The organism is Streptomyces sp. NPDC005899 (assembly GCF_040629645.1).
Taxonomy (GTDB): domain Bacteria; phylum Actinomycetota; class Actinomycetes; order Streptomycetales; family Streptomycetaceae; genus Streptomyces.
Genome location: NZ_JBEXWB010000026.1, coordinates 16,183 through 39,544 on the forward strand (window position 1 = coordinate 16,183; position 23,362 = coordinate 39,544).

Below are 23,362 nucleotides of genomic sequence, written 5' to 3' on the forward strand. Positions count from 1 at the left end.
GGACAGATGCCCATCGCAACCCCCGAGGTCTACGCCGAGATGCTCGACCGGGCGAAGGCAGGCAAGTTCGCCTACCCGGCCATCAATGTGACGTCGACCCAGACCCTGCACGCTGCACTGCGCGGCTTCGCGGAGGCGGAGAGCGACGGCATCGTCCAGATCTCCACCGGTGGGGCCGAATTCCTGGGCGGCCAGCACAACAAGGACATGGTGACGGGCGCTGTGGCCCTCGCCGAGTTCGCGCACATCGTCGCCGCCAAGTACGACATCACGGTCGCGCTGCACACCGACCACTGCCCCAAGGACAAGCTGGACGGTTACGTACGTCCGCTGCTCGACGTCTCCGCCGAGCGCGTGGCCAAGGGCCTCGACCCGCTCTTCCAGTCCCACATGTGGGACGGCTCGGCCGAGACCCTCGCCGACAACCTGGCCATCGGCCAGGAACTGCTGGCCAAGGCCGCCGCTGCCAAGATCATCCTCGAGGTCGAGATCACCCCGACCGGTGGTGAGGAGGACGGCGTCACGCACGAGATCAACGACGAGCTGTACACGACCGTCGACGACGCCCTGCGCACCGCCGAGGCGCTCGGCCTGGGCGAGAAGGGCCGCTACCTGCTCGCCGCGTCCTTCGGCAACGTCCACGGCGTCTACAAGCCCGGCAACGTCGTCCTGCGCCCCGAGCTCCTCAAGGACCTCCAGGAAGGCGTCGCGGGCAAGTACGGCAAGCCGGCGGGCAGCCAGCCCTTCGACTTCGTCTTCCACGGCGGCTCCGGCTCCACGGCCGAGGAGATCGCCACGGCGCTGGAGAACGGGGTCGTGAAGATGAACCTCGACACCGACACCCAGTACGCCTTCACCCGGCCGATCGTGGACCACGTGTTCCGCAACTACGACGGTGTCCTGAAGGTCGACGGCGAGGTCGGCAACAAGAAGGTCTACGACCCGCGCAGCTGGGGCAAGTCCGCCGAAGCGGGCATGGCCGCCCGCGTCACCGAGGCCTGCGCCAACCTGCGCTCCTCGGGCACCCGGATCAAGTAAGCGCGAAGCCGCCCGGCCGCGGGCGGAGGTACGCACGTAGCCGAAGCGTGCGGCGCGTCACGGTCGTGCTCGTGGGCCCGGTCTCCCTGTCGTTCCGGGGAGGCCGGGCCCACGGCCGTCGCGGTGGGGAGACCTTCGGGGCGCAGGCTCTCGTGCGCGCGCTGAGGGCCGTCGGCCCTCCCGCGTGCCCGCCCCCGGACGAAGCGCGTCGGGGTGCGGCCGGCCGGCGTCAGCGGGGGCTGCGGCCGGAAGGCGTGCCCGGCCGGGTGGCCGCGGCGCACGGCCGCCGCGATGCTGGGGGCATGGGCGAGAAGACTGCCGAGGGTGACATCCGCGTGGCCTCCGCGCCCGGGCGCTGGGTGATCCTGACCACCGTCCTCGGGTCGAGCATGGCCCTGCTCGACTCCACGGTCGTCAACGTGGCCCTGCCCCGTATCGGTGCGGACCTCGGCACCGACCTCGCCGCCCTGCAATGGACCGTCAACGCCTACATGCTCACCCTGGCCGGGCTGATCCTGCTCGGGGGTGCGCTCGGTGACCGGTTCGGGAGGCGGCGGATCTTCGTCGTCGGTGTCGTCTGGTTCGCCGGGGCCTCGTTGCTGTGCGGGATCGCACCGGACGCGGACGTGCTGGTCGCGGCCCGGGCGCTGCAAGGGGTGGGAGGGGCGCTGCTGACGCCCGGTTCGCTGGCCATCATCCAGGCGGGCTTCCATCCTGACGACCGGGGCCGCGCCGTGGGGCTCTGGTCGGGGTTCGGCGGGGTCGGTGCCGCGCTCGGCCCGTTCGTCGGGGGCTGGCTGGTGGACGGGCCCGGCTGGCGGTGGGTGTTCCTGCTCAACCTGCTGCCGGCCGCCCTCTGCGTGCCCGTCGCCCTCCGGCACGTGCCGGAGTCGCGGGAGCCCGGTGCCCACGGCCGGTTCGACGTGCTCGGCGCGGCGCTGGCCGCTCTCGCGCTGGCCCTGGTCACGTACGCGCTGATCGAGGTGCCGGAGCGGGGCGCGTCGCCGCTCGTCATCGGGGCGGCGTGCGCCGGGGTGCTGCTCGGCGGCCTCTTCGTGCGGGTGGAGCGGCGGCGGGAGGACCCGATGGTGCCGCCGTCGATCTTCGCGTCCCGCCGGTTCACGGCCGTCAACGTCGTCACGTTCTGCGTGTACGCGGCGCTGGGTGGCTTCTTCTTCCTGTCCGCGATCCAGCTCCAGGTCGTCGCCGGGTACTCGGCGCTCGGCGCGGGCACCGCCCTGCTGCCGACCACCGTCCTGATGCTGCTCTTCTCGGCGTCCGCCGGCGACCTCGGCCGGCGTATCGGGCCCAGGATCCCCCTCACCGCCGGCCCGCTGCTGGCGGCCACCGGCATGCTGCTGATGCTGCGGGTCGGCCCGGGAGCCTCGTACCCGTGGGACGTGCTGCCGGCCGTCCTGGTGCTGGGACTCGGCATGGTCACCCTGGTCGCGCCGCTCACCGCGACGGTGCTGGCCGCCGTGGACACCGGGCGGGCGGGGCTCGCCAGCGGGATCAACAACGCGGCCGCGCGGGCCGCCGGGCTGCTCGCGGTGGCCGCGCTGCCGCTGCTGGCCGGGATGGGCCCGGAGGCGTACCGGGACGCGGACGAGTTCGCCGCGACGTTCCGGCGGGCGATGCCGATGTGTGCCGGGCTGCTGGTGGCGGGCGCGGTGATCGCCTGGTGGACGCTGCGGGCGGGGCGGCCCCCCGCGCGCGAGACCCGGCCCGCGTGCGCCACGCACTGCGGCGTGACCGCCCCTCCCTTGGAGCCGGGGCCCGGACCCAGGCACACTTGAGCCATGTCCATCCACGAGAACCTGCTCGGGGGCCCTGCCCCGACCCACCTGCCCGACGATCCGGAACCGCGCGAACTGCTCGCGGCCGGCACGGCGCCCGCCGACGTCGCGGCGAAGTACCCCACGTCCTCGCTGGCCTGGGCGCAGCTCGCCGACGAGGCGTACGAGGGCGGCCGGGTCGTCGAGTCGTACGCGTACGCCCGCACCGGCTACCACCGCGGTCTGGACGCCCTGCGCCGGGCGGGCTGGAAGGGACACGGCCCGGTGCCGTTCGAGCACGAGCCGAACCGGGGCTTCCTGCGGGCGCTGCACGCCCTGGCGCGTGCCGCGCAGGCGATCGGGGAGCAGGAGGAGTACGAGCGGTGCTCGTCCTTCCTCCGGGACTCCTCGCAGACCGCCGCCGACACCCTGGGCTGACCCGCCCGCCGTCCGGGCCCCGCGGGCCGTCGCCCGTGGGGTCCGGAGCACGCCGGGCACGAGCGGTCTAGGATGCCGGCAGGGGACCGGAGCTCCACTACCTCTCAGGAAGGGGCGGACCGCTACCCGGAAGCTCGTGTCGAGGAGACAGAAATGTCTACATTCCACCCCGACCCCGAAGCCACCGGTGCGGACACCCCGCATCTGGACTTCGCGGGAACGACTCCGTACGAGGACTACGTCCAGGCGGACGTCCTGACCCACCTGCAGCACCTTCGCTCCGACGATCCCGGGGAGATGGTCTTCCTGGTGACCACCCAGGTCATGGAGCTGTGGTTCACGGTCATCGTCCACGAGTGGGAGACGGCGGCGCACGCCCTGCGCGAGGACCGCGTACCGGTGGCCCGCGACGCGCTCAAGCGCTCGCTGCGGGAGCTGGAGGCGCTGAACGCCTCCTGGAAGCCGCTGGCCGGCCTCACCCCCGCACAGTTCAACTCCTACCGCGGCTCGCTCGGTGAGGGCTCCGGATTCCAGTCGGCGATGTACCGGCGGATGGAGTTCCTCCTCGGCGACAAGTCGGCGTCCATGCTCGTGCCGCACCGGGGCGCCCTCCGCGTCCACGCCGAGCTGGAGAAGGCCCTCCAGGAGCCCGGCCTGTACGACGAGACGCTCGCCCTGCTGGCCCGGCGGGGTTACGCCGTCCCGCAGTCGGTGCTCACCCGGGACCTCTCGAAGAAGTACGAGCCGTCCCCCGCGGTCGAGGCCGTCTGGGCGGAGATCTACGCCAACCCGGACCAGAACGACGAACTCGTGCGGCTCGGCGAGGTGCTGACCGACGTCGGGGAACTGGTCTGGCGCTGGCGCAACGACCATCTCACCGCCACCCGGCGGGCGATGGGATCGAAGACCGGCACCGGGGGTTCGGCCGGCGTCGCCTGGCTGGAGAAGCGGGCCACCAAGAGCGTCTTCCCCGAGCTGTGGACGGCGCGGAGCCATGTCTGACCTGCGGGAGCGCGCAGAGGCGCTCGACTCCGCCGACGAACTGGCCGCCCACCGGGACCTGTTCGCCCTCGACGACACCGTGTACCTCGACGGGAACTCGCTGGGCGCGCTGCCCCGCCACGTCGCCGCACGGATGCAGGACGTCATCACCCGCGAGTGGGGCGCGCTGCGCATCCGCTCCTGGGACGAGAGCGGCTGGTGGACCGCGCCCGAGCGGATCGGCGACCGCATCGCCCCGCTGGTCGGTGCTGCCCCCGGCCGGATCGTGGTGGGTGACTCCACGAGCGTGAACGTCTTCAAGGCCGTGGTCGCCGCGAGCCGCCTCGCCGGGCCCGGGCGCGACGAGATCCTGGTCGACGCGACGACGTTCCCCACCGACGGGTACATCGCCGGGTCGGCGGCCCGGATGACGGGGCACCGGGTCGTCCCGGTCGACCCCTGCGAGGTGCCGGCCGCCCTCGGCCCCCGTACGGCCGTGGCGCTGCTCAACCACGTCGACTACCGCACGGGCAGGCTCCACGACCTGCCGGGACTCACCGCGGCCGTGCACGCGGCGGGCGCCCTCGCGGTGTGGGACGTGTGCCACAGCGCGGGAGCGCTGCCGGTCGGTCTGGACGAGCACGGCGTGGACCTGGCCGTCGGATGCACGTACAAGTACCTGAACGGCGGCCCGGGCTCGCCGGCCTACCTGTACGTCGCCGAGCGCCACCAGGCGGCCTTCGACTCCCCCCTGCCCGGGTGGACGTCGCACGCCGACCCGTTCGGCATGACCCCCGGTTACGCCCCGGCGGACGGTGCCGTCCGCGGCCGGGTCGGCACCCCGGACATCCTGTCCATGCTGGCTCTCGAAGCGGCGCTGGACGTGTGGGAGGGCGTGGACATCGAGGCCGTGCGGGCCAAGTCCCTGGCCCTGACGGACTTCTTCCTGGAGTGCGTCGACGCCTACGCCCCCGAGGGCCGGGTCGTCTCGGCCACGCCGGTCGCCCACACCGAACGCGGCAGCCAGGTGTCGTTGAGGTGCCAGGACCCCGCGGAGGCCGAGCCGGTGATGCGCGCGCTCATCGGGCGCGGAGTCATCGGCGACCTGCGCCGGCCGGACGTCCTCCGCTTCGGCTTCACCCCGCTGTACGTCGGATTCGCGGACGCGGAGCGAGCGGCACGGACCCTGGCGGAGGTGCTGGAGCACCGGCGGTAGTACCCGGCCGATCGGGCAGGCGCGCCGGCCCGGACGGGTGGGAGCGCCGGCCCGGGTGGGTGGGCGCTGTTCACGGAGCGGGGCGCGTTGCCGGAGCGAGGGCCCGGTCACGGGCGGGCGCCCGGGTCGGCCCGGTCACGGGTAGGCCGAGGGCGGGCGCACGGGCCGGCGGAGGGGGACGGCGGCCTCCTCCGCGCTGTCGCTGCCGGGCCTCGCTCCGGCGCTGCTGCTCCTGCGATGCCCCGGGCCCACGCGTGGGCCCACCGGAGCGCGGCGGTCGTCGGCGGACGGGGAACGGTCGTCGCGGTGTGCGGGTTCGCGGGCGCCGTGCGGCTGGTGGTGGTGCGCGGCGGGGCCGGCCCCGGTTCGGGTGGTGCTGCCCCCGGCCGGAGCGGTCCTGGCACCGGCACCGGCCGTGCGACTCGCCGAGAGGTGGCCGCCGTTGGCGGCGGGTGGCGTGCCGCGCGAGCGACGTCCCGTCGGCCCCGGTCGCCCAACCGCCAGGTGACGCCCCGTCCGTCGGACCGCCCTCCCGGTAGGTGACGCTCCGCCCGCCGGCCGCCCCACCCGGTAGGTGACGCCTCGTCCGCCGGTCCGCGGGGTCGCCAGGTGACGCCCCGTCCGTCGCCGGTCCGTGGTGCTGGTACCGTCCCCGCAGGTCGAGCCAGTAGTACTTTCGCAGGACGGGTGGAGCAGCATGTCGGATTCTGCCGCGCGTGATCAGGAAGCCGCCGAGACCGAGTCGGTGTTCGGGCGTCCGGCGATCGCGCCCGACCGTTCCGCGGCCTACGGCAGCCATCCCGACCAGGTGATCGACTTCTTCGCGCCGCGCGACGGCGGGGACGGAGCCCCGCTCGTCGTCGTCCTGCACGGCGGGGCCTGGCGGGCCGCGTACGACCGGGCCCACGTGTCGCCGTTCGCGGACTTCCTGGCCCGGCGCGGTCTCGCCGTGGCGAGCGTCGAGTACCGGCGTGGCGGAGACGGCCACGAGGCGGACACGGACCGGCCGGCCGCCGGGCGCTGGCCGGACACGTTCGACGACGTGGCCGCGGCGATGGACGCCCTTCCCGTGCTCGCGGCCCGGGAACTCCCGCAGGCCGACCTGCGCAGGACCGTCGTCACCGGGCACTCGGCGGGCGGGCAGCTCGCCCTGTGGGCAGCCGCCAGGCACGTCCTCCCGGCGGGCTCGCCGTGGCGGCTGCCCGCACCGCCACCGCTGCGCGGTGTCGTCGCGCTGGCCCCGATCGGGGACTTCGCGAGCGCGGTCGAGCGCGACGTCTGTTCCGGAGCCGTGCGGCAACTGCTGGGAGGGGACGACAGGCTCGCGGAGCGCGGCGCGCACGTCGATCCCGCCCTGCTCCTGCCCACCGGAATCGCGACGGCGGTCGTCCAGGGCGCCTGCGACCTCACCGTGCCCCCGGCCGTCACGGAGGCGTTCGTGGACGCCGCGGCCAAGGCCGGAGAGGTGGTGGGGCTGACGCTGCTGGACCGCGTGGGCCACTTCCCGCTCATCGACCCGTCGGCGGACGCCTGCGCGGTGGTGGCCGAGGAGATCGCCCAGCTGGCCTGGTAGTACCGCCTCCCGCCGAGGGGATCGCCCGGTCGGCCCGGTAGTACTTGCGACGGACGGCGCGGGATCAGCATCACTGCTGACGCCCGGGGGGCAGGGTGCCACCTACCGTGTGAGCGTGACCCAGACGAAGACCAGAAGCCCGGAGTACCGGCTGGCCGCAGGGGCGATAGGCGGCCTGCGGCAGGACCTCTTCCACCATGTGCTCGACTACCGTCCGTTGGGGCCGCTGGGCACGGACGGCCCGGTGATCCGCCGGCTCCCCGAGGCGCTCCGCAAGCGGGCCGTCTGGTTCCCGCACGCGGTGGTGGCCGCGGTCGCGCTGTTCTGCCTGATGGCCGGGGTCTTCTCGGCCAACACCTACTCGCCGTTCGGGATCGAAACGGTCATCACCGCGTTCGTACCCGTCGCCGCGCTGCTGATGACGCTGATCCGCCCCGTGCTCGCCTTCTGGGTGTCGATCGTCTCGACCCCCGTGGTGGCCGTGGTGGGCGGCGGGGACTGGCCGTGGTCGCCGCCCGCCTTCGTGTGCCACCTGGGCGTGCTCGTCGTCGTCGCGGCACGGACCAGGCCGCGTACGGCCGCCTGGATGTGGCTGATCACCCTGCTGACCGGCTCCTTCCTGGAGAACGTCGGCGGGTGGAGCCCCTCCTCCACCAACGGCGGCATGATCTTCACGTCCGCCGTCGCCCTCCTCGTCGTGACGGTCGTGCAGACCCGCCGCGAGGCCCAGCGCGAGGTGACCGTGCAGCGCACCGTCACCGCCGTGGAACGCGACCGGCGCACGCTTCTTGAGGAGCGCACCACCATCGCCCGTGAGCTGCACGACGTCGTCGCCCACCACATGTCCGTCGTCGCGATCCAGGCGGAGGCCGCCCCCTACCGGGTGGAGAACCCGCCGCCCGAGCTGGAGCAGGCCTTCGTCACCATTCGGGAGAACGCCGTGGCCGCCCTCACCGAGCTCCGCCGTGTCCTCGGGGTCGTCCGGGCGGAGGACTACGAGGCGCCGGACGCCCCGCAGCCGACACTCGCCGACGTCGACCGGCTGCTGGCCAACGTGCGCGAAACGGGCCTGGAGGTGGACAAGACGGTCACCGGCGCGGTGCGTGAACTGCCGCAGGGCGTCGAGCTGTCGGCGTACCGGATCGTGCAGGAGGCGCTGAGCAACACGCTCCGGCACGCACCCGGCGCCACCGCGAAGGTGGAGATCGGCCACGTGCTCGGCGGGCTGGGGCTGCGCGTCGTCAACGGGCCCGCCAGGGGGCTGGTCAAGCCCTCGCCGGGTGCCGGGCACGGGATCACGGGGATGCGGGAGCGGGTCGCGATGCTGAACGGGGAGATGACCGCCGAGGTGACGGAGGACGGCGGCTTCGAGGTCGCCGTGTTCCTCCCCGTGCCGGCGGCCGAGGCCACCACCAAGGGCGGTACGGCATGAGCGACACCATCCGCGTCCTGATCGTCGACGACCAGATGATGGTCCGCGAGGGCTTCTCCGTCCTGCTCAACGCGATGCCCGGCATCGAGGTCGTCGGGGAGGCGGTCGACGGCCGCCAGGCCGTCACGCAGGTCGCCGCCCTGCGCCCCGACGTGGTGCTGATGGACATCCGCATGCCCGAGCTGAACGGCATCGAGGCGACCCGGCAGATCGTCGCCGCCGACGCGGACGCCAAGGTCCTCGTGCTGACCACCTTCGACCTCGACGAGTACGTGTACCAGGCGCTGCGCGCCGGCGCCTCCGGCTTCCTGCTCAAGGACGCCTCGGCTCGGCAGCTCGCCGACGGCGTACGGATCGTGGCCTCCGGCGAGGCGCTCCTCGCACCGACCGTGACCCGGCGACTGATCACCGAGTTCTCCAGGATCGCCGAGACGCCCAGGCCGCCCACCATGGCCAGGATCGGCGACCTCACCGAGCGGGAGACCGAGGTGCTCGTGCTGATCGCCCAGGGGTTGTCGAACCTCGAGATCGCCTCGCACCTGGTGGTCGCCGAGTCGACGATCAAGACGCACGTCAGCCGCATCCTGGTGAAACTGGGCCTGCGCGACCGCACCCAGGCGGCGGTGTTCGCGTACGAGGCGAGGCTGGTCACCCCCGGATAGCGTCGGCCCATGCACGTGTCCTTCGACCCCTGGTCCCCGGCGTTCGTCGCCGATCCGTACCCCGCCTACGCCGCTCTGCGCGCCACCGGCCGGGCGCACTACTTCGAGCCGGCCCGGCAGTGGCTCGTCCCGCACCACTCCGAGGTGTCCGGGCTGCTGCGCGACCGGCGCCTGGGCCGGACCTACCTGCACCGCTTCACCCACGACGAGTTCGGCCTGGCGGCGCCGCCCGCCGCCCACGAGCCGTTCCACACCCTCAACGGGCAGGGCATCCTCGACCTGGAAGCTCCCGACCACACCCGTATCCGGCGGCTCGTCGCCAAGGCGTTCACCCCGCGCAGGGTCGAAATGCTCACCCCGTCCGTGGAGCGGACGGCGGCCGCCCTCGTCGAGGACTTCGTGGCGGCGGGCGGCGGCGACCTGCTCGCCTCGGTGGCCGAACCGCTGCCCGTGGCCGTCATCGCCGAGATGCTCGGTGTCCCCGAGGCCGACCGGGGGCTGCTGCGGCCCTGGTCGGCGGCCATCTGCGGGATGTTCGAGCTGAACCCGGACGAGGAGACGGCCCAGGCCGCCGTGCGGGCCTCACAGGAGTTCTCCGCCTACCTGCGCGGGCTGATCACCGTGCGGCGGGGTGACCCCGGTCCGGACCTGATCTCCGCCCTCATCGCCGCGCACGACGACGAGGACCGGCTGACCGAGCAGGAGATCGTCTCCACCTGCGTGCTGCTGCTGAACGCCGGCCACGAGGCGACCGTCAACGCCACCGCCAACGGCTGGTGGACGCTCTTCCGCCACCCCGGACAGCTGGCGGCCCTGCGGGCCGACCACAGTCTGCTGCCGACCGCTCTGGAGGAGCTGCTGCGCTACGACACGCCGGTGCCCATGTTCGCGCGGTGGGTCCTGGACGACATCGAGATCGACGGCACCGTCATCGGGCGCGGCTCCCAGGTGGCGCTGCTCTTCGGGTCGGCCAACCGGGACCCGGAACGCTTCGCCGACGCGGAGACGCTGGACCTGTCCCGGCGGGACAACCCGCACATCTCGTTCGGCGCGGGTATCCACTACTGCCTGGGCGCCCCGCTGGCCCGCGTCGAGATGGCCGCCTCGTTCGGGGAACTACTGCGCAGGGCGCCCGGTATGCGGCTGGCGGCTGAGCCGGAGTGGAAGCCCGGGTACGTGATCCGGGGGCTGCGGGAGCTGCTGGTCGAGATCTGAGACGGGGGCACGGGGCCGGGAGGCCGGTGGCCGGTCAGCGGGGACGGCGCCGTACCGCCGGGCGGTGGACGGCGGACGGCGAGACGGCAGTCCGCTCGGCGGGGGTGAGACGGCAGTCCGCCCGGCGGGCGCGGGCCGGGCGGTCACCGGGAGGGGCGTGGGGCAGCCGGTCGCCGGGGGAGTCCCGGGCGGCCCGCCTCATCCCGCGGCCGGTTCCACCGGGAGCACCAGCCCCCACGCCCCCGCACGCACGGTCCAGGTGCGGGTCCGGACCGGACCCGCGACCTGTATGTCCGCGCGGTAGCGGAAGTCCGGGCCGCAGACGGTGACCGCCTTCGCCTCCGCCCTGAGCAGCTCCCCGGACGTCGTGTGGATCACCACGTCCGCCAGGCCGCCGTCTCCCTGGGCCGTCACCGAGACGCCCTCGACCGGCCGGTCCAGGTCGTTCAGCAGGACCCCGTCGGCCTCGACGCGGAGCCGTTGGGCGCGGGGCGGTGAGGAGGCGGAGGCCGGGGCGGGGCGGACCAGGGCGGCCACCAGCGTCCGGCAGGTGTCCCAGACCGTGTGCGGCGCCGCCGAACCCGGGGACGCGCCGGAGGCCGGGATGCGCAGGTCGCCCAGCACGACTCCGTCGCTGTCGTCGACCAGCAGGTCCAGACGGCGTGCCGCCCCGTCGAGCGCCGTGCGGGCCGCCGCCACCGCGCCCCTGGGCACGCCCAGCGCGTGAGCGAGTTCGACCGTGTGCGGCGCTCCGACCGGGATCAGGGAGAGCGTGCTGTCCACGAGCTCCCGCTCCCGGTGCAGCTGGGCCACGGCGCGCAGCAGCGCGTGGTCGTCGCCGACGACCACCGGCCGCCTGCCGCCCCGCCTCGACAGGGCCCTGGCGAACTCGTCGGGGCCGTCCGGGAGACAGATCTTCGCGTGGGAACCGGCGCTCAGCACGTCCTTCGCGATGCGGACGGACTCGCCGTCGAAACGCCGGGCGAGGGGGTCGATGAGCACGAGTAGCTGGTGGTCGCCGTCGCCGGGGGGCTCTGCAGCCGACACCTCGGTCCTTCCTCGGGTAGCATCTTGGTGCAAGAGCCCCTTGCGCTATTGCGCCAGGGGCTTCGTCTATTCCGGGGCACCCGGTTCGACGGCTCAGGCTGTGCCGTACATCGTCGTGCGGCAGGTACGACTTTTACGTACGCCCCCTGACCTTGGACATGCCCCGCCCGGAAGGGGTGTACGCCTGTGCCCGCACTTGTGCTGCTCGGTGCTCAGTGGGGTGACGAGGGCAAGGGGAAGGCCACCGACCTCCTCGGTGGCTCCGTCGACTACGTGGTGCGTTACCAGGGCGGCAACAATGCCGGCCACACGGTCGTCGTAGGCGACCAGAAGTACGCACTGCATCTCCTCCCGTCCGGCATCCTGTCACCGGGGTGCACCCCGGTCATCGGTAACGGCGTCGTCGTCGACCCGGCGGTCCTGCTCTCCGAGCTGAGCGGTCTCAACGAGCGAGGCGTCGACACGTCCAAGCTCCTGATCAGTGGCAACGCTCATTTGATCACTCCGTACAACGTCACCGTCGACAAGGTGTCGGAACGCTTCCTCGGGAAGCGCAAGATCGGTACGACCGGACGCGGCATCGGCCCCACCTACGCCGACAAGATCAACCGGGTGGGCATCCGGGTCCAGGACCTCTACGACGAGTCGATCCTCGTGCAGAAGGTCGAAGCGGCGCTGGAGCAGAAGAACCAGCTCCTGGCCAAGGTCTTCAACCGGCGCGCGATCGAGTCGGGGAAGATCGTCGAGGAGATGCTCCAGTACGCGGAGCAGATCAAGCCGTACGTCGCCGACACGACTCTGATCCTGAACAACGCCATCGACGAGGGCAAGGTCGTCCTCTTCGAGGGCGGCCAGGGCACGCTGCTGGACGTCGACCACGGCACGTATCCCTTCGTCACCTCGTCGAACCCGACCGCCGGCGGAGCCTGCACCGGATCCGGTGTCGGCCCGACGAAGATCAGCCGGGTCATCGGCATCCTCAAGGCCTACACCACGCGCGTGGGGGCCGGACCCTTCCCGACCGAACTTCTCGACGAGGACGGTGAGGCGCTGCGCCGCATCGGGGGCGAGCGCGGCGTCACGACCGGCCGCGACCGCCGCTGCGGCTGGTTCGACGCCCCGATCGCGCGCTACGCGACCAGGGTCAACGGCCTCACGGACTTCTTCCTCACGAAGCTGGACGTGCTGACCGGCTGGGAGCAGATCCCGGTGTGCGTGGCGTACGAGATCGACGGCAAGCGCGTCGAGGAGCTCCCGTACAGCCAGACCGACTTCCACCACGCGAAGCCGATCTACGAGATGCTGCCGGGCTGGTCCGAGGACATCACGAAGGCCAAGACCTTCGACGATCTGCCGAAGAACGCGCGCGCGTACGTCAAGGCGCTGGAGGAGATGTCCGGCGCCCCGATCTCCGCCATCGGTGTCGGCCCCGGCCGCACCGAGACCATCGAGATCAACTCCTTCCTCTAGGAGGCGCGTGCTCCCTCGCCGAGCGTGCGTGAGGCCCCCGGCGACGTGTCCGCCGGGGGCCTCACGCGTGTGCTCCGGTGTCAGTCCGCGCGCCGGAAGGTGGCCGGAGCGTCGTCCTCCGAACCCACCCAGGTCATGGAGAGGCCGTCGGCACCCTTCATCTGCACCGTCCGCGTCCCCCCGCCCTCGCACTTGTCCTCGGGCTCGGCAGCCGTCACGGCCTGCGGGCCGAGCCGCAGCTCCTTGCTGTCCGCGTGGACGAGGACGCTCTCCTCCTCGCAGTGGTAGGCGGGCCCGTCGCTGGTGTACCTGCCGACGACCTCGCCGTAGGCGCCCTGGCTGAGCACCAGCGTCGTCCTGTCGGGGGAGGGCGAGCCGCCCGTCTCCACGTACTCCCACGTCCCGAGGAAGCCCGCGGGGATGGGCGTGGCGTTCCGCACGCTCCTGGTGAGGACCGCGGTCTCGCCGTCGTCGTCGGTCCAGATGAGCGTGCCGTCGCCGGCGGCCCGGATCGTCTGCCGGCCCCCGTCGGAGCACGACTCCTCGGGGACGGAGGTGAGCGCCCTGGACTCCAGCACCATCAGGTTGTCGAAGGAGACGAGCTCGGCGGCGCCCGTGCACAGCTCGTCGTCGAACGAGTCGAACGTCGAAGCAACGTCGGCGCCCACGCCGCCCTGGGTGATCGTGACGCGGCGGTAGGAGACGGCCCGCTGTTCGCTGTCCTTGCCGGTGCCTTCCCACGTGCCCAGGTACTCCTTGCCGATGACGCCCTCCACGGCTGCGGACGGATCGGCCGAGGGGTCCGACGACGGGGCGTCGCCGGTGGACGGTTCGGCGGAGGGCTTCTCGCTCCTCGCCCCGGTGCCGGCGGTTCGGGCACCCGTGTGCTTGTCGTCCGCCCTGTCCTGGCCCGAGGTCATCGCGGCGTACGTGATGCCGCCCGCGAGCAGGGCGACGACGGCGACGGACGCCGTGACGAGGAGGGCGGTGCGGCGGCGGCGGGGGGCGGGGTGCCGCGGGCCGGTTCCGTGCGGACCTGCTCCGTGCGGGCCGGTTCCGTGCGGACCGGGGCCGGTGGGGGCCGACAGGGGGGCGCCGAACACCCCCAGCTGGGCGGGCGGGGCCGCGGGGCCGGGCGTCGGGGTGGGTTCCGGCGTGTCGGCGGGTGCCGGGGTCGCCCCGGGCCCGGCGGGCGAGGCCGAGGGCGTGGCCGAACCGGGTGCCACGGCCGGCGGGGCGGCGGACGGGGTCACGGACGGGGTGGCCTGGTTCGACGACGACGCCGGTGGCACGGTGGGCGGCGGCGGGGTCGCCGCGGCCGGGGCGAGCGGTGGCGCGGTGGGTGGCGGGGGCGTGGGCGCCGCCGCCGCGAGGGGTGTGGGAGCGGCGGAGGGCGGAGGTGTCGGCGGAGCGGAAGGCAGTGGCGTGGGAGGCGCGGCGGGGAGTGGAGGTACCGCTCCGGTCGGCGGTGGCGTCGCACCGGCCGGCGGAGCGGCGGGGCGGGCAGGTACCCGGTGCCCGGGGCCGTCGGAGTCCAGCAGCTCCGCGGCCTTGCGGCCCAGGTCGGCGATCAGGGCGGCCGGCAGCCACGGTTCGGTGTCACCGGCCGGCTCCCGCGTGCGGGAGACGACCTCGGCCGGCGTGGGGCGGTCGGCCGGGTCCTTGGCCAGACAGGCCCCCACCAGTTCGGTCAGGCTCTCGGGAAGGCCCGTCAGGTCGGGCTCCTCCTGCGCGATCCTGAACATGACGGCGTGCATGCTGCTCTCGGAGGAGCCGAACGGATGCCGGCGGGTACCGGCGAACGCCAGTACCGAACCCAGCGAGAAGACGTCGCTGACGGGAGTGAGCGCCTCGCCCCGCACCTGCTCGGGCGACATGTAGCCGGGTGAGCCGATCACCGCCCCGGTCCGGGTCAGTTTGCCGTCGGCGGTCACCGCGTCCAGGGCTCTGGCGATGCCGAAGTCGATGACGCGCGGCCCGTCGATCGTCACCAGGACGTTGGCGGGCTTGAGGTCGCGGTGGATCAGGCCCGCGGCGTGCACCGCGGTCAGCGCCTGGGCGAGCCGGTGGGCGAGGATGCCCACCGAGCGTCCCGGCAGCGGCTCGGACCGTTCGGCGAGCACCGCGTGCAGCGACGGGCCGGGAACGTAGGCCGTCGCGACCCAGGGCGCCGGGGCGTCGGTGTCCGCGTCGAGCACGGCCGCGGTCCACAGCCCGCCGACACGGCGGGCCGCCGCGATCTCCTGTGCGAAGCGCGTGCGGAACTCCGGCTCCGTGGCGAGTTCGGAGCGTACGAGCTTCACGGCGACGGTCCGTCCGCCCGCGGAACGTGCCAGGTACACCTCGCCCATGCCTCCCGCGCCCAGGCGGGCGAGCAAGCGGTACGGGCCGATGTGTGACGGGTCGTCATGAGTCAGCTGATCCACCTTCGGATCCTCGCACAGGCGCCGTGGCCGGGGTGCCCGTACGGTTCGCTGTGGTGCCGTTCCGTTACCGTGCGGTGGCGTTGCCGTGGCCGCGGACCTTCGCGGCGCCGGCCGTGCCTCCCGGGCGGGCGGTCGCCGACCGCCGCCGGCGGGGGCGTGAGGGCCGTACGCGTGGCGGGCCGGACCCCGAAGGGATGTTTCCACAGCCCCGACGCGCCTGCTGCGCACGCGCCTTGGGCCCGAGCGCCGTCTTGACAGGTCCAGACCATTCGGATTCAGTGTCCGGCACGTCACGTCGGGCCGCCGGGGTGCTCGGCGCGCCGCACCGAAGGAGTGAGCAGCGCTGAAACGCGTCAAGAGGTTCCTGACCGTACTGAGTGCCGTCGTCGCCACGGCCGCCTTCCTCCCGGGCGCCGCCACGGCGGCCGGGCCCGCGGGCGACGCCCCGGTGTGCGCGCCCCTGTGGAGCAGCATCACCGCCTACACGGCGGGCGGCACCGTCTCGCACCACGGACGCAACTGGGACGCCAGGTGGTGGACGCGGAACGAGAATCCGGGCGCCACCTCCGTCTGGGCGGACCGGGGGGCCTGTGCGGGAGGGGTTTCGGACTTCGTCATCAGCGAAGCCCAGTTCGACGCCGTCTTCCCTGACCGGCACCCCTTCTACACGTACCAGGGGCTGATCGACGCGCTGCACGCCTACCCGCGCTTCGCGAACACCGGCACTCCGCAGACGCGTGCCCGGGAGGCGGCCGCCTTCCTGACGCACGCGGACTTCGAGTCCGTCGGGCTGAAGTACGTCAAGGAGATCAACGAGGCCAACTACTGGCGCAAGTGCGACTACAGCCAGCCGTACGGCTGTCCCGCCGGGCAGACGGCGTACTACGGCCGGGGCCCGATCATGTTCAGCTGGAACTTCAACTACAAGACGGCGGGTGACGCCCTCGGCCTCGACCTGCTGAACGATCCGTGGCTGGTGGAACGGGACGCCTCGGTGGCCTGGCGGACGGCCCTCTGGTACTGGAACACGCAGAACGGTCCCGGCACGATGACCTCGCACGACGCCATGGTGGGCGGTGCCGGCTTCGGTGAGACGATCCGGTCGCTCAACGGGGCGCTGGAGTGCGACGGCGGCAATCCAGGTTCGGTGGCGGCACGGGTCGCCAGGTACGAGCGGATCACCGGGATCATCGGGACGGCGCCGGGGTCCGGACTCACCTGCTGAGCAGGCCGGGGGCGGGACTCACCTGCCGGACGCGCCGGAGCCGGCTGCCCCGGAAGTGACCGGGGGAGCCGGCTCCTTCCGGGGGCGCTCGCCGTCCCGCGCGTCAGCCGTGCGAACAACCGTCAGGCAAACCCAACTTGGTCTAGACCTTGACAGGTTCAGACCACTATCGCTTGAGTGGGTGCACCCCCCATGGCGGCGCACCCGCTCCGGCAGCGCCGCGCCGAAGGAGTGATCACGTGATCAAACGTGTACTGAGCCTGCTGACCGCGCTGGGCGCGCTCGTCGCCACGCTCGTCTTCCTGCCCGCGGCCACCGCATCGGCGGCCACCTGCGCCCCCGCATGGAACTCCTCCTCCGTCTACTGGGGCGGCAACTCCGCCTCGTACAACGGGCACAACTGGTCCGCGAAGTGGTGGACGCAGAACGAGAAGCCGGGCACGGTGGACGTGTGGGCCGACCAGGGCACCTGCGGCACGAGCGGTGGCGGCACGGACCCGGGTCTGCCGAACCCGTCGGGATTCGTCGTCAGCGAGGCCCAGTTCAACCAGATGTTCCCGAACCGGAACTCCTTCTACACGTACAGCGGCCTGACCGCGGCCCTGAGCGCCTACCCGGGCTTCGCCAAGACCGGCAGCGACACGGTCAAGAAGCAGGAAGCGGCCGCGTTCCTCGCGAACGTCAGCCATGAGACCGGGGGCCTGGTCCACATCGTGGAGCAGAACACCGCCAACTACCCGCACTACTGCGACACCAGCCAGTCCTACGGCTGCCCGGCCGGCCAGGCCGCCTACTACGGCCGGGGACCGATCCAGCTCAGCTGGAACTTCAACTACAAGGCCGCCGGCGACGCGCTGGGCATCGACCTCCTGGGCAACCCCTGGCAGGTGGAGCAGAACGCCGCCATCGCCTGGAAGACCGGCCTCTGGTACTGGAACACGCAGAGCGGCCCCGGCACCATGACGCCCCACAACGCCATGGTCAACAGCGCCGGCTTCGGCCAGACGATCCGCTCGATCAACGGCAGCATCGAGTGCAACGGCGGCAACCCGGCACAGGTGCAGAGCCGCATCGACAAGTACCGGGCGTTCGTCCAGATCCTCGGTACCACCCCCGGCTCCAACCTGAGCTGCTGAACACCGCACCACCCACGTCAGGGGGCGGGGGGGGCCGGGGGGCGGGGCGCCCCCCGCCCCCTGACCCCTTTCCCGTTAGCACCGAGGTACGGCCCGCCCTGATCGACCTGGGCCGCCCGCCGCTCCGGACTCCCAGCGCCCGGTACGACCTGTGGCCGGCGCTCGGGGCCGTGGACCCCGCGGCCTGAGCTGCCGTGCTCTCGGGGGTTCCCGGCCCGGTGACTACGGGGGCCTTAGGGCTCCGGGACCCGGTCCGACGGGGGCGGCCTGCGGTGCGCGCGCGTGGCCCGCTTCAGCCCGTCTTCGTGTAGGTCAGGCTCTCGCCGGTCTCCGGGATCTGCCGGCGCAGGGTCCCGTCGGGGAGCAGGCTCAGGACGGTCGGTCTGCCCGGGGTGCACGACGACATGGGTTCGCCCACGGTGACCTCGGAGGGGCCGACGCGGACCTCGGCGCCGGATGAGGGCGCCGACTGGAGGGCCGCCCGGAAGACGCAGCGGTAGGAGCCGCCGGTGCCGAGCGGGCCCTCGGCGGTGAGGGACAGGATCGTGTCCCCGACCTCACCCTGCCGGATGACCAGTTCACGGGTGGATCGTGCCGCGCCGCTGCCGATGGAGCCCGACCAGGAGCCCAGGTACCCCCCGGGGACCGCACCCTCGGTGCTCTTCCCGTTCTCGGAGGGAGCCGGTGACGGGCCGGACCCGTCCCTGCCGGCGTCCTCCGTGCCGGCGGAGGGCGTGCGGGTCGTGGCCGTGGTCGGAGTGGGGGAGGCCGTGCCGTGTCCGGCGTCGTTTCGCATGAAGGCGTAGACGGACCAGCCCGCCCCTACCGCGACGACCAGCGCGACCGCGGTCAGCAGCACCGTCGGGCCCGCCGTCCGCCGGCGCCCCGGTGCGGACGCGGGTGCGACGGCGGCCGGGTGCGGCGGGAACGGGCCGTACGGCGGTGTGGGACCGAAACCGCCGTGTCCCGGGGCGGATTGCTGCGGAGGGTGACGGTAGGCGGGCTGCGGGGCGGGCTGCCGCGGATAGCCGTAGGCGGGCTGGGAGCCGGGCTGCCGCGGGTAGCCGTACGAGGGCTGGGCGGCGGGCCGCGGTGGGCGTGCGGGGAAGCCGGCCGAGGTGGGCCGGGCGTGGACGGCACCGGCTGAGGGGGCGGGGGGGGCCGGCGGTGCGGCGGGGGCCGGAGCCGGCGGGGTGGACGGTGCGGCGGGGGCTGCCGGAGCGGGCGGGGCGGACGGATCCCGCCGTGGGCCTCCTTCGGGCGCGGCCAGGCCCTCGGGGTCCTCCGAGTCCAGCAACTCCACCGCATGCCGCCCCAGTTGGGCGATCAGTGCGCCGGGCAACCAGGGTTCCGCGGTGTCCGGATCGCCGAGCCGCTCCAGGACGGCGCCCGTCGAAGGCCGCGCGGCCGGATGCTTCGCCAGGCAGTCCCGGACCAGCCCGACCAGGTCCGCGGGGACGCCGGTGAGGTCGGGGCCCTCCTGGGTGATGCGGAACATCAGCGCGTGGACCCCGCTGTCCGCGTTGCCGAACGGGAGCCGGCCGGTGGCGGCGTACGCCAGTACGGAGCCGAGGCAGAAGACGTCGCACGCGGGGGTCACACGCTCGCCGCGCACCTGCTCCGGTGCCATGAAGCCGGGGGAACCGATCAGCGCACCGGTGCGGGTCAGACCACCGTCGGCGGCGGTGTCCAGGGCCCGCGCGATGCCGAAGTCGATGACCCGCGGGCCGTCGATCGTCATCAGGACGTTGGACGGCTTCAGGTCGCGGTGGACGAGACCGGCCCGGTGGATGTCCTGCAGGGCACTCGCGAGCCCGGCACCCAGGACGCGCACGGACCGTTCGGGCAGTGGACCGTACGCGCCCGCCCCGGCCGCCGGCGAGTCCGGGGGCCCCGAGACGATCCGGGCCAGGGAGGGGCCCGCCACATAGCCGGTGGCGACCCACGGCACCGCCGCGTCGATGTCCGCGTCGAGGACCGGAGCGGTCCAGGGACCGCCGACCTGCCGGGCCGCCTGGACCTCCGCCCGGAAGCGGTCACGGAACTGCTGCTCCTGCGCGAGATCCGGACGGACCAGTTTGATGGCGACCGTGCGCCCGCGGTCGGAGCGGGCCAGGAAGACCTGGCCCATCCCGCCTGCGCCGAGACGCCCCAGCAGGCGGTAGTTGCCGATGCGTCGCGGATCGCCGGAACCCAGCTTCTCCATGTGCGCTTCCTCCCCCGTACGGCCGTGGTGAGCCGTGGTCGAGAATAGCGGCGGCCCCCGCCCCGCCGGGGGGCTGTTCCCTTGCCGGCCCCGGCCGGTACCCGTCGGCGGGGACCCGGCCGTCGTCCCGCCCCGGAGCTCCCGGCCCGGGCGGGAAATTCGGCGCGGAGGGCGCCCGGGAAGGCCACGAGGGAGCGGCAGGGGACGGCCATGAGGAAGCGGCCGGGGACGGCTATGAGAATCCGCCCGGACGGCGGCCCGCCTCCCGAGGGCCGCCGAGGTGCCACGCCGCCGGCGAGCGGCGGACCCGACACCCTGCCGAACCCGGCGCCCCATGCCATACACAGTGGCCATGGAGCGCCCCCCGACCCGCCGCCTACGCTCGCCGCATGACCCCTCATGCCCCGTACGTCGACTCCGCCGCCGGTGCCGCCGTGAAGGCCGCCGACCGCGCGCACGTGTTCCACTCCTGGTCCGCCCAGGGCCTGATCGACCCACTCGCCGTGGCCGGCGCCGAGGGCGCCCACTTCTGGGACTACGACGGCAACCGCTACCTGGACTTCACCAGCGGCCTCGTCTTCACCAACATCGGCTACCAGCACCCCGCCGTCGTGGCCGCCGTCCAGGAACAGGCGGGCAGGCTCATCACCTTCGCTCCCGCGTTCGCCGTCGAGGCGCGCTCCGAGGCCGCGCGGCTCATCGCCGAGCGGACCCCCGGAGACCTGGACAAGATCTTCTTCACCAACGGCGGTGCCGAGGCGGTCGAGAACGCGGTCCGGATGGCCCGCGTGCACACCGGGCGCACGAAGGTGTTCTCCGCCTACCGCTCGTACCACGGCGCCACCTCCACCGCGATCAACCTGACCGGTGACCCACGCCGTTGGGCGTCCGACACCGGCTCGGCGGGCGTCGTCCGCTTCTGGGCGCCGTTCCTCTACCGCTCGCCCTTCCACGCCTCGACGGAGGCGGAGGAGTGCGCCCGCGCACTCCAGCACCTCGAGGACACACTCGCCTTCGAGGGCCCGTCGACCGTCGCCGCCGTCGTCCTGGAGACGATCCCCGGCACGGCCGGCATCATGGTCCCGCCGCCCGGCTATCTCGCGGGCGTGCGCGAGATCTGCGACCGGTACGGGATCGTCTTCGTCCTGGACGAGGTGATGGCCGGCTTCGGACGCACCGGGCGGTGGTTCGCCGCCGACCACGACGGCGTCGTCCCCGACCTGCTGACCTTCGCGAAGGGTGTCAACTCCGGTTACGTCCCCCTCGGTGGCGTCGCGATCAACGCCGAGATCGCCGCGACCTTCGAGACCCGCCCGTACCCCGGCGGGCTCACCTACTCCGGCCACCCGCTGGCCTGCGCCGCCGCCGTGGCCACGATCCAGGTCATGGAGGAGGAGAAGATCGTCGAGGCCGCCGCGCACCTCGGCGAACACGTCCTAGGACCCGGTCTGCGGCAGCTCGCGGAGCGTCACCCGTCCGTCGGCGAGGTCCGGGGCGTCGGTGCCTTCTGGGCGCTGGAGCTGGTCCGGAACAGGGAGACGCGCGAGCCGCTGGTTCCCTACAACGCCACCGGCGAGGCGAACGCCCCCATGGCCGCCTTCGCCGCCGCGTGCAAGAAGAACGGTCTGTGGCCCTTCGTCAACATGAACCGCACCCACGTCGTGCCCGCCTGCAACATCACCGAGGCCGAGGCCCGGGAAGGGCTGGCGGCCCTCGACGCGGCCCTCTCGGTCGCCGACGAGCACACCGTCCGGAACCGGTCCGGCGGCTCCCCCGGTACGCACCACGCATGACGCCCCACCGTGCCCGGAACCGGGCATACCTCCTGGCTTAAGGTGACCCAAGCCGAGAACGGAGGAGCGTCATGAGCGCGCGCGGAGGGGTGACCCGCAACACACTGCGGCAGCAGATCGCCGGCGCGCTGCGTGACGAGGTGCTCGCGGGGCGGCTCCGGCCGCGCGTGGAATTCACCGTCAAGCAGATCGCCGAACAGTACGGGGTGTCCGCGACGCCCGTCCGGGAGGCACTCTTCGACCTCTCGGCGCAGGGGCTGCTGGAATCCGACCAGCACCGCGGCTTCCGCGTCCGGGAGTTCACCGTCGCCGACTACCGGTCGATGGTGGAGGCACGCGCCCTCGTCATAGACGGCGCGTTCCGGCGGATCTTCGACGGCAGCGGCACGGCGTCGGAGGTGCTCGGCGCCCACCACGCCGCCCTGGTCTCCGTACGCCGCCGGGCCGAGGAGGCCGCCCGGGCGGCGCGCTCCGGCGACCTCGACATACTCATCGGCTACGACCTGCGCTTCTGGCGGGAGCTGGGCGCGGTCATCGGCAACGTCTATCTCACCGACTTCCTCCACCGCATCCGGGTACAGGCGTGGGTGTTCTCCGTTCCCTACCTGCGCGGGGACGCCGACGTACGGGACTGGCTGTGGAGCGGCCACCAGGAGCTGGTCGAGGCGATCATCGCCGCCGACGGGGAGGCGGTGCGCGCGGTGCTCGACAGCTACTACGCGCACGGCTTCGACTGGGCGGACCGGTTGGCGGCCGGCGATCCACCGCACCCCGGCCACGGCTGAGGACGCCGCCCGTCCACCCGGTCCGCTCCCTCGCCCGCCTGCCCGGCCGCCTGTGGACCGGGCGCGGTCAGGACCGCGCCCTGTGCGCGGGGTGCCGGCCGCACTACGCTGTCCCGACCACCGCACGAACCCGTGGGAAAGCGAGACTTCGTGGCCTGTGACCTGTGGCTGGTCCCCCTCGTCGATGTGCTGTGCCACAGCCCCGACAACCCCTTCGCCGAAGAGATCGCCATCTACGACGAGGCGCTGAGCGACGCCGGGCTGCCCCCCGTCCCCGTCTACGCCTACATGCCGGGCCTCACGGGGGACGTGGCCCCGGTCGCCGGATTCGACTACGACGCCCTGCACTTCCTGCGCCGCGCCTACCTGCTCCAGCTGAGCGGGCTCGCCGTCACGCCCGTCGACGAGCTGGGCGGGGACTACGAGCAGCTGCTGGAGATGTTCGAACAGGGTGCCCAGCAGTCACACCTGGTGTGGCACTACGACCATGCCGGTGCGTACGTCCCGCTCGACTTCCCGGCCCCGCTCTCCGGCGCCCGGCTGCTGGAGGGCGGCGGGCCGCTGGGATCCTCGCACGGCCTGCTGCGGGAACTGGAGTTCGTCGGGCCGTCCATCGGCATCGATCCGGCCAACCCGCCGGCCGCCCCGCATCCGCCCGCGGGCCCGACCACGCTGGAGGAGCCGGCCGGCACGCTGCCGTACGACGACAGCCCGTTCGCCCGCGAGCGCCACGTCTGGCTGGGCCTGCACGCGGCTGCCACGCGCAGCCTGGCCCAGGGATCGATGATCATCTTCAGCTGAGCAGCTGAGCAGCTGAGCAGCTGAGCAGCTGAGCGGTTGACCGGCTTAACGGTTGACCGGCCCCCGGGCCGCCGGCCCGGCCCTCCGGCCCGCGGCCGGGGGGCCGCCGCGCCGGAGGGCCGGCCGTATGGTCCCCCGGCCGT

At 73.2% G+C, this 23,362-nt stretch carries 18 protein-coding genes; 15 read left to right on the forward strand and 3 right to left on the reverse strand.

Annotated features, from left to right (window positions below; translation table 11 throughout):
• Positions 1-6 precede the first annotated feature (6 nt).
• From fbaA to ABZ371_RS05880, 9 genes are all read left to right on the forward strand, one after another.
• Positions 7-1,038: a class II fructose-bisphosphate aldolase gene (fbaA, locus tag ABZ371_RS05840; protein ID WP_358674012.1), complete on the forward strand. Its 1,032-nt coding sequence runs from the start codon at positions 7-9 to the stop codon at positions 1,036-1,038.
• A gap of 302 nt (positions 1,039-1,340) precedes the next feature.
• Entirely contained in the window at positions 1,341-2,834 is a 1,494-nt protein-coding gene (locus ABZ371_RS05845; RefSeq protein ID WP_358674015.1) for an MFS transporter, read from the forward strand.
• Positions 2,835-2,837: 3 nt separating this feature from the next.
• Positions 2,838-3,251 carry a DUF3151 domain-containing protein gene (locus ABZ371_RS05850; RefSeq protein WP_358674018.1) on the forward strand — a complete coding sequence of 138 codons (414 nt, stop codon included), beginning with the start codon at positions 2,838-2,840 and terminating at the stop codon, positions 3,249-3,251.
• 153 nt (positions 3,252-3,404) lie between these two features.
• Complete coding sequence (locus ABZ371_RS05855) at positions 3,405-4,253, forward strand: tryptophan 2,3-dioxygenase family protein (protein ID WP_358674020.1); 849 nt, start codon at positions 3,405-3,407, stop codon at positions 4,251-4,253.
• Positions 4,246-5,448: a kynureninase gene (gene kynU, locus ABZ371_RS05860; RefSeq protein WP_358674023.1), complete on the forward strand. Its 1,203-nt coding sequence runs from the start codon at positions 4,246-4,248 to the stop codon at positions 5,446-5,448. The genes ABZ371_RS05855 and kynU overlap by 8 nt, the downstream gene beginning before the upstream one ends.
• 697 nt (positions 5,449-6,145) lie before the next feature.
• A complete protein-coding gene (locus ABZ371_RS05865) occupies positions 6,146-7,021 on the forward strand; it encodes an alpha/beta hydrolase (RefSeq protein WP_358674026.1) in 876 nt (291 codons plus the stop codon).
• Between the two features lie 109 nt (positions 7,022-7,130).
• Complete coding sequence (locus ABZ371_RS05870) at positions 7,131-8,453, forward strand: histidine kinase (RefSeq protein WP_358674029.1); 1,323 nt, start codon at positions 7,131-7,133, stop codon at positions 8,451-8,453.
• Complete coding sequence (locus ABZ371_RS05875) at positions 8,450-9,115, forward strand: response regulator transcription factor (protein ID WP_358674032.1); 666 nt, start codon at positions 8,450-8,452, stop codon at positions 9,113-9,115. The genes ABZ371_RS05870 and ABZ371_RS05875 overlap by 4 nt, the downstream gene beginning before the upstream one ends.
• 9 nt (positions 9,116-9,124) lie before the next feature.
• On the forward strand, positions 9,125-10,330 hold the full coding sequence (locus ABZ371_RS05880; RefSeq protein ID WP_358674035.1) for a cytochrome P450: 1,206 nt from the start codon (positions 9,125-9,127) through the stop codon (positions 10,328-10,330).
• 198 nt (positions 10,331-10,528) lie between these two features.
• Here ABZ371_RS05880 and ABZ371_RS05885 read toward each other — a convergent pair whose 3' ends face one another.
• A complete protein-coding gene (locus ABZ371_RS05885) occupies positions 10,529-11,377 on the reverse strand; it encodes a diacylglycerol kinase (RefSeq protein WP_358674038.1) in 849 nt (282 codons plus the stop codon).
• Between the two features lie 186 nt (positions 11,378-11,563).
• On the opposite strand from ABZ371_RS05885, the gene ABZ371_RS05890 reads away from it, so the two are divergent.
• On the forward strand, positions 11,564-12,847 hold the full coding sequence (locus tag ABZ371_RS05890) for an adenylosuccinate synthase (RefSeq protein ID WP_358674040.1): 1,284 nt from the start codon (positions 11,564-11,566) through the stop codon (positions 12,845-12,847).
• 80 nt (positions 12,848-12,927) lie between these two features.
• On the opposite strand, the gene ABZ371_RS05895 is transcribed toward ABZ371_RS05890, so the two are convergent.
• Entirely contained in the window at positions 12,928-15,273 is a 2,346-nt protein-coding gene (locus ABZ371_RS05895; protein ID WP_358674043.1) for a serine/threonine-protein kinase, read from the reverse strand.
• Positions 15,274-15,646: 373 nt separating this feature from the next.
• Here ABZ371_RS05895 and ABZ371_RS05900 point away from each other — a divergent pair, with 373 nt between their 5' ends.
• Positions 15,647-16,498 (forward strand): glycoside hydrolase family 19 protein, encoded by an 852-nt coding sequence (locus tag ABZ371_RS05900; RefSeq protein ID WP_358674057.1) that lies wholly within the window; start codon positions 15,647-15,649, stop codon positions 16,496-16,498.
• A gap of 239 nt (positions 16,499-16,737) precedes the next feature.
• Complete coding sequence (locus ABZ371_RS05905; protein ID WP_358674046.1) at positions 16,738-17,634, forward strand: glycoside hydrolase family 19 protein; 897 nt, start codon at positions 16,738-16,740, stop codon at positions 17,632-17,634.
• A gap of 292 nt (positions 17,635-17,926) precedes the next feature.
• On the opposite strand, the gene ABZ371_RS05910 is transcribed toward ABZ371_RS05905, so the two are convergent.
• Positions 17,927-19,840, reverse strand: a complete 1,914-nt coding sequence (locus ABZ371_RS05910) for a serine/threonine-protein kinase (RefSeq protein ID WP_358674049.1) — start codon at positions 19,838-19,840, stop codon at positions 17,927-17,929.
• 389 nt (positions 19,841-20,229) lie between these two features.
• Here ABZ371_RS05910 and ABZ371_RS05915 point away from each other — a divergent pair, with 389 nt between their 5' ends.
• The 3 genes from ABZ371_RS05915 (at position 20,230) to ABZ371_RS05925 (ending at position 23,219) form a co-directional block, all read left to right on the forward strand.
• On the forward strand, positions 20,230-21,633 hold the full coding sequence (locus ABZ371_RS05915) for an aspartate aminotransferase family protein (RefSeq protein ID WP_358674052.1): 1,404 nt from the start codon (positions 20,230-20,232) through the stop codon (positions 21,631-21,633).
• 71 nt (positions 21,634-21,704) lie between these two features.
• Entirely contained in the window at positions 21,705-22,418 is a 714-nt protein-coding gene (locus tag ABZ371_RS05920; RefSeq protein WP_358674054.1) for a GntR family transcriptional regulator, read from the forward strand.
• Positions 22,419-22,568: 150 nt separating this feature from the next.
• On the forward strand, positions 22,569-23,219 hold the full coding sequence (locus ABZ371_RS05925; RefSeq protein ID WP_358674059.1) for a hypothetical protein: 651 nt from the start codon (positions 22,569-22,571) through the stop codon (positions 23,217-23,219).
• Positions 23,220-23,362 lie beyond the last annotated feature (143 nt).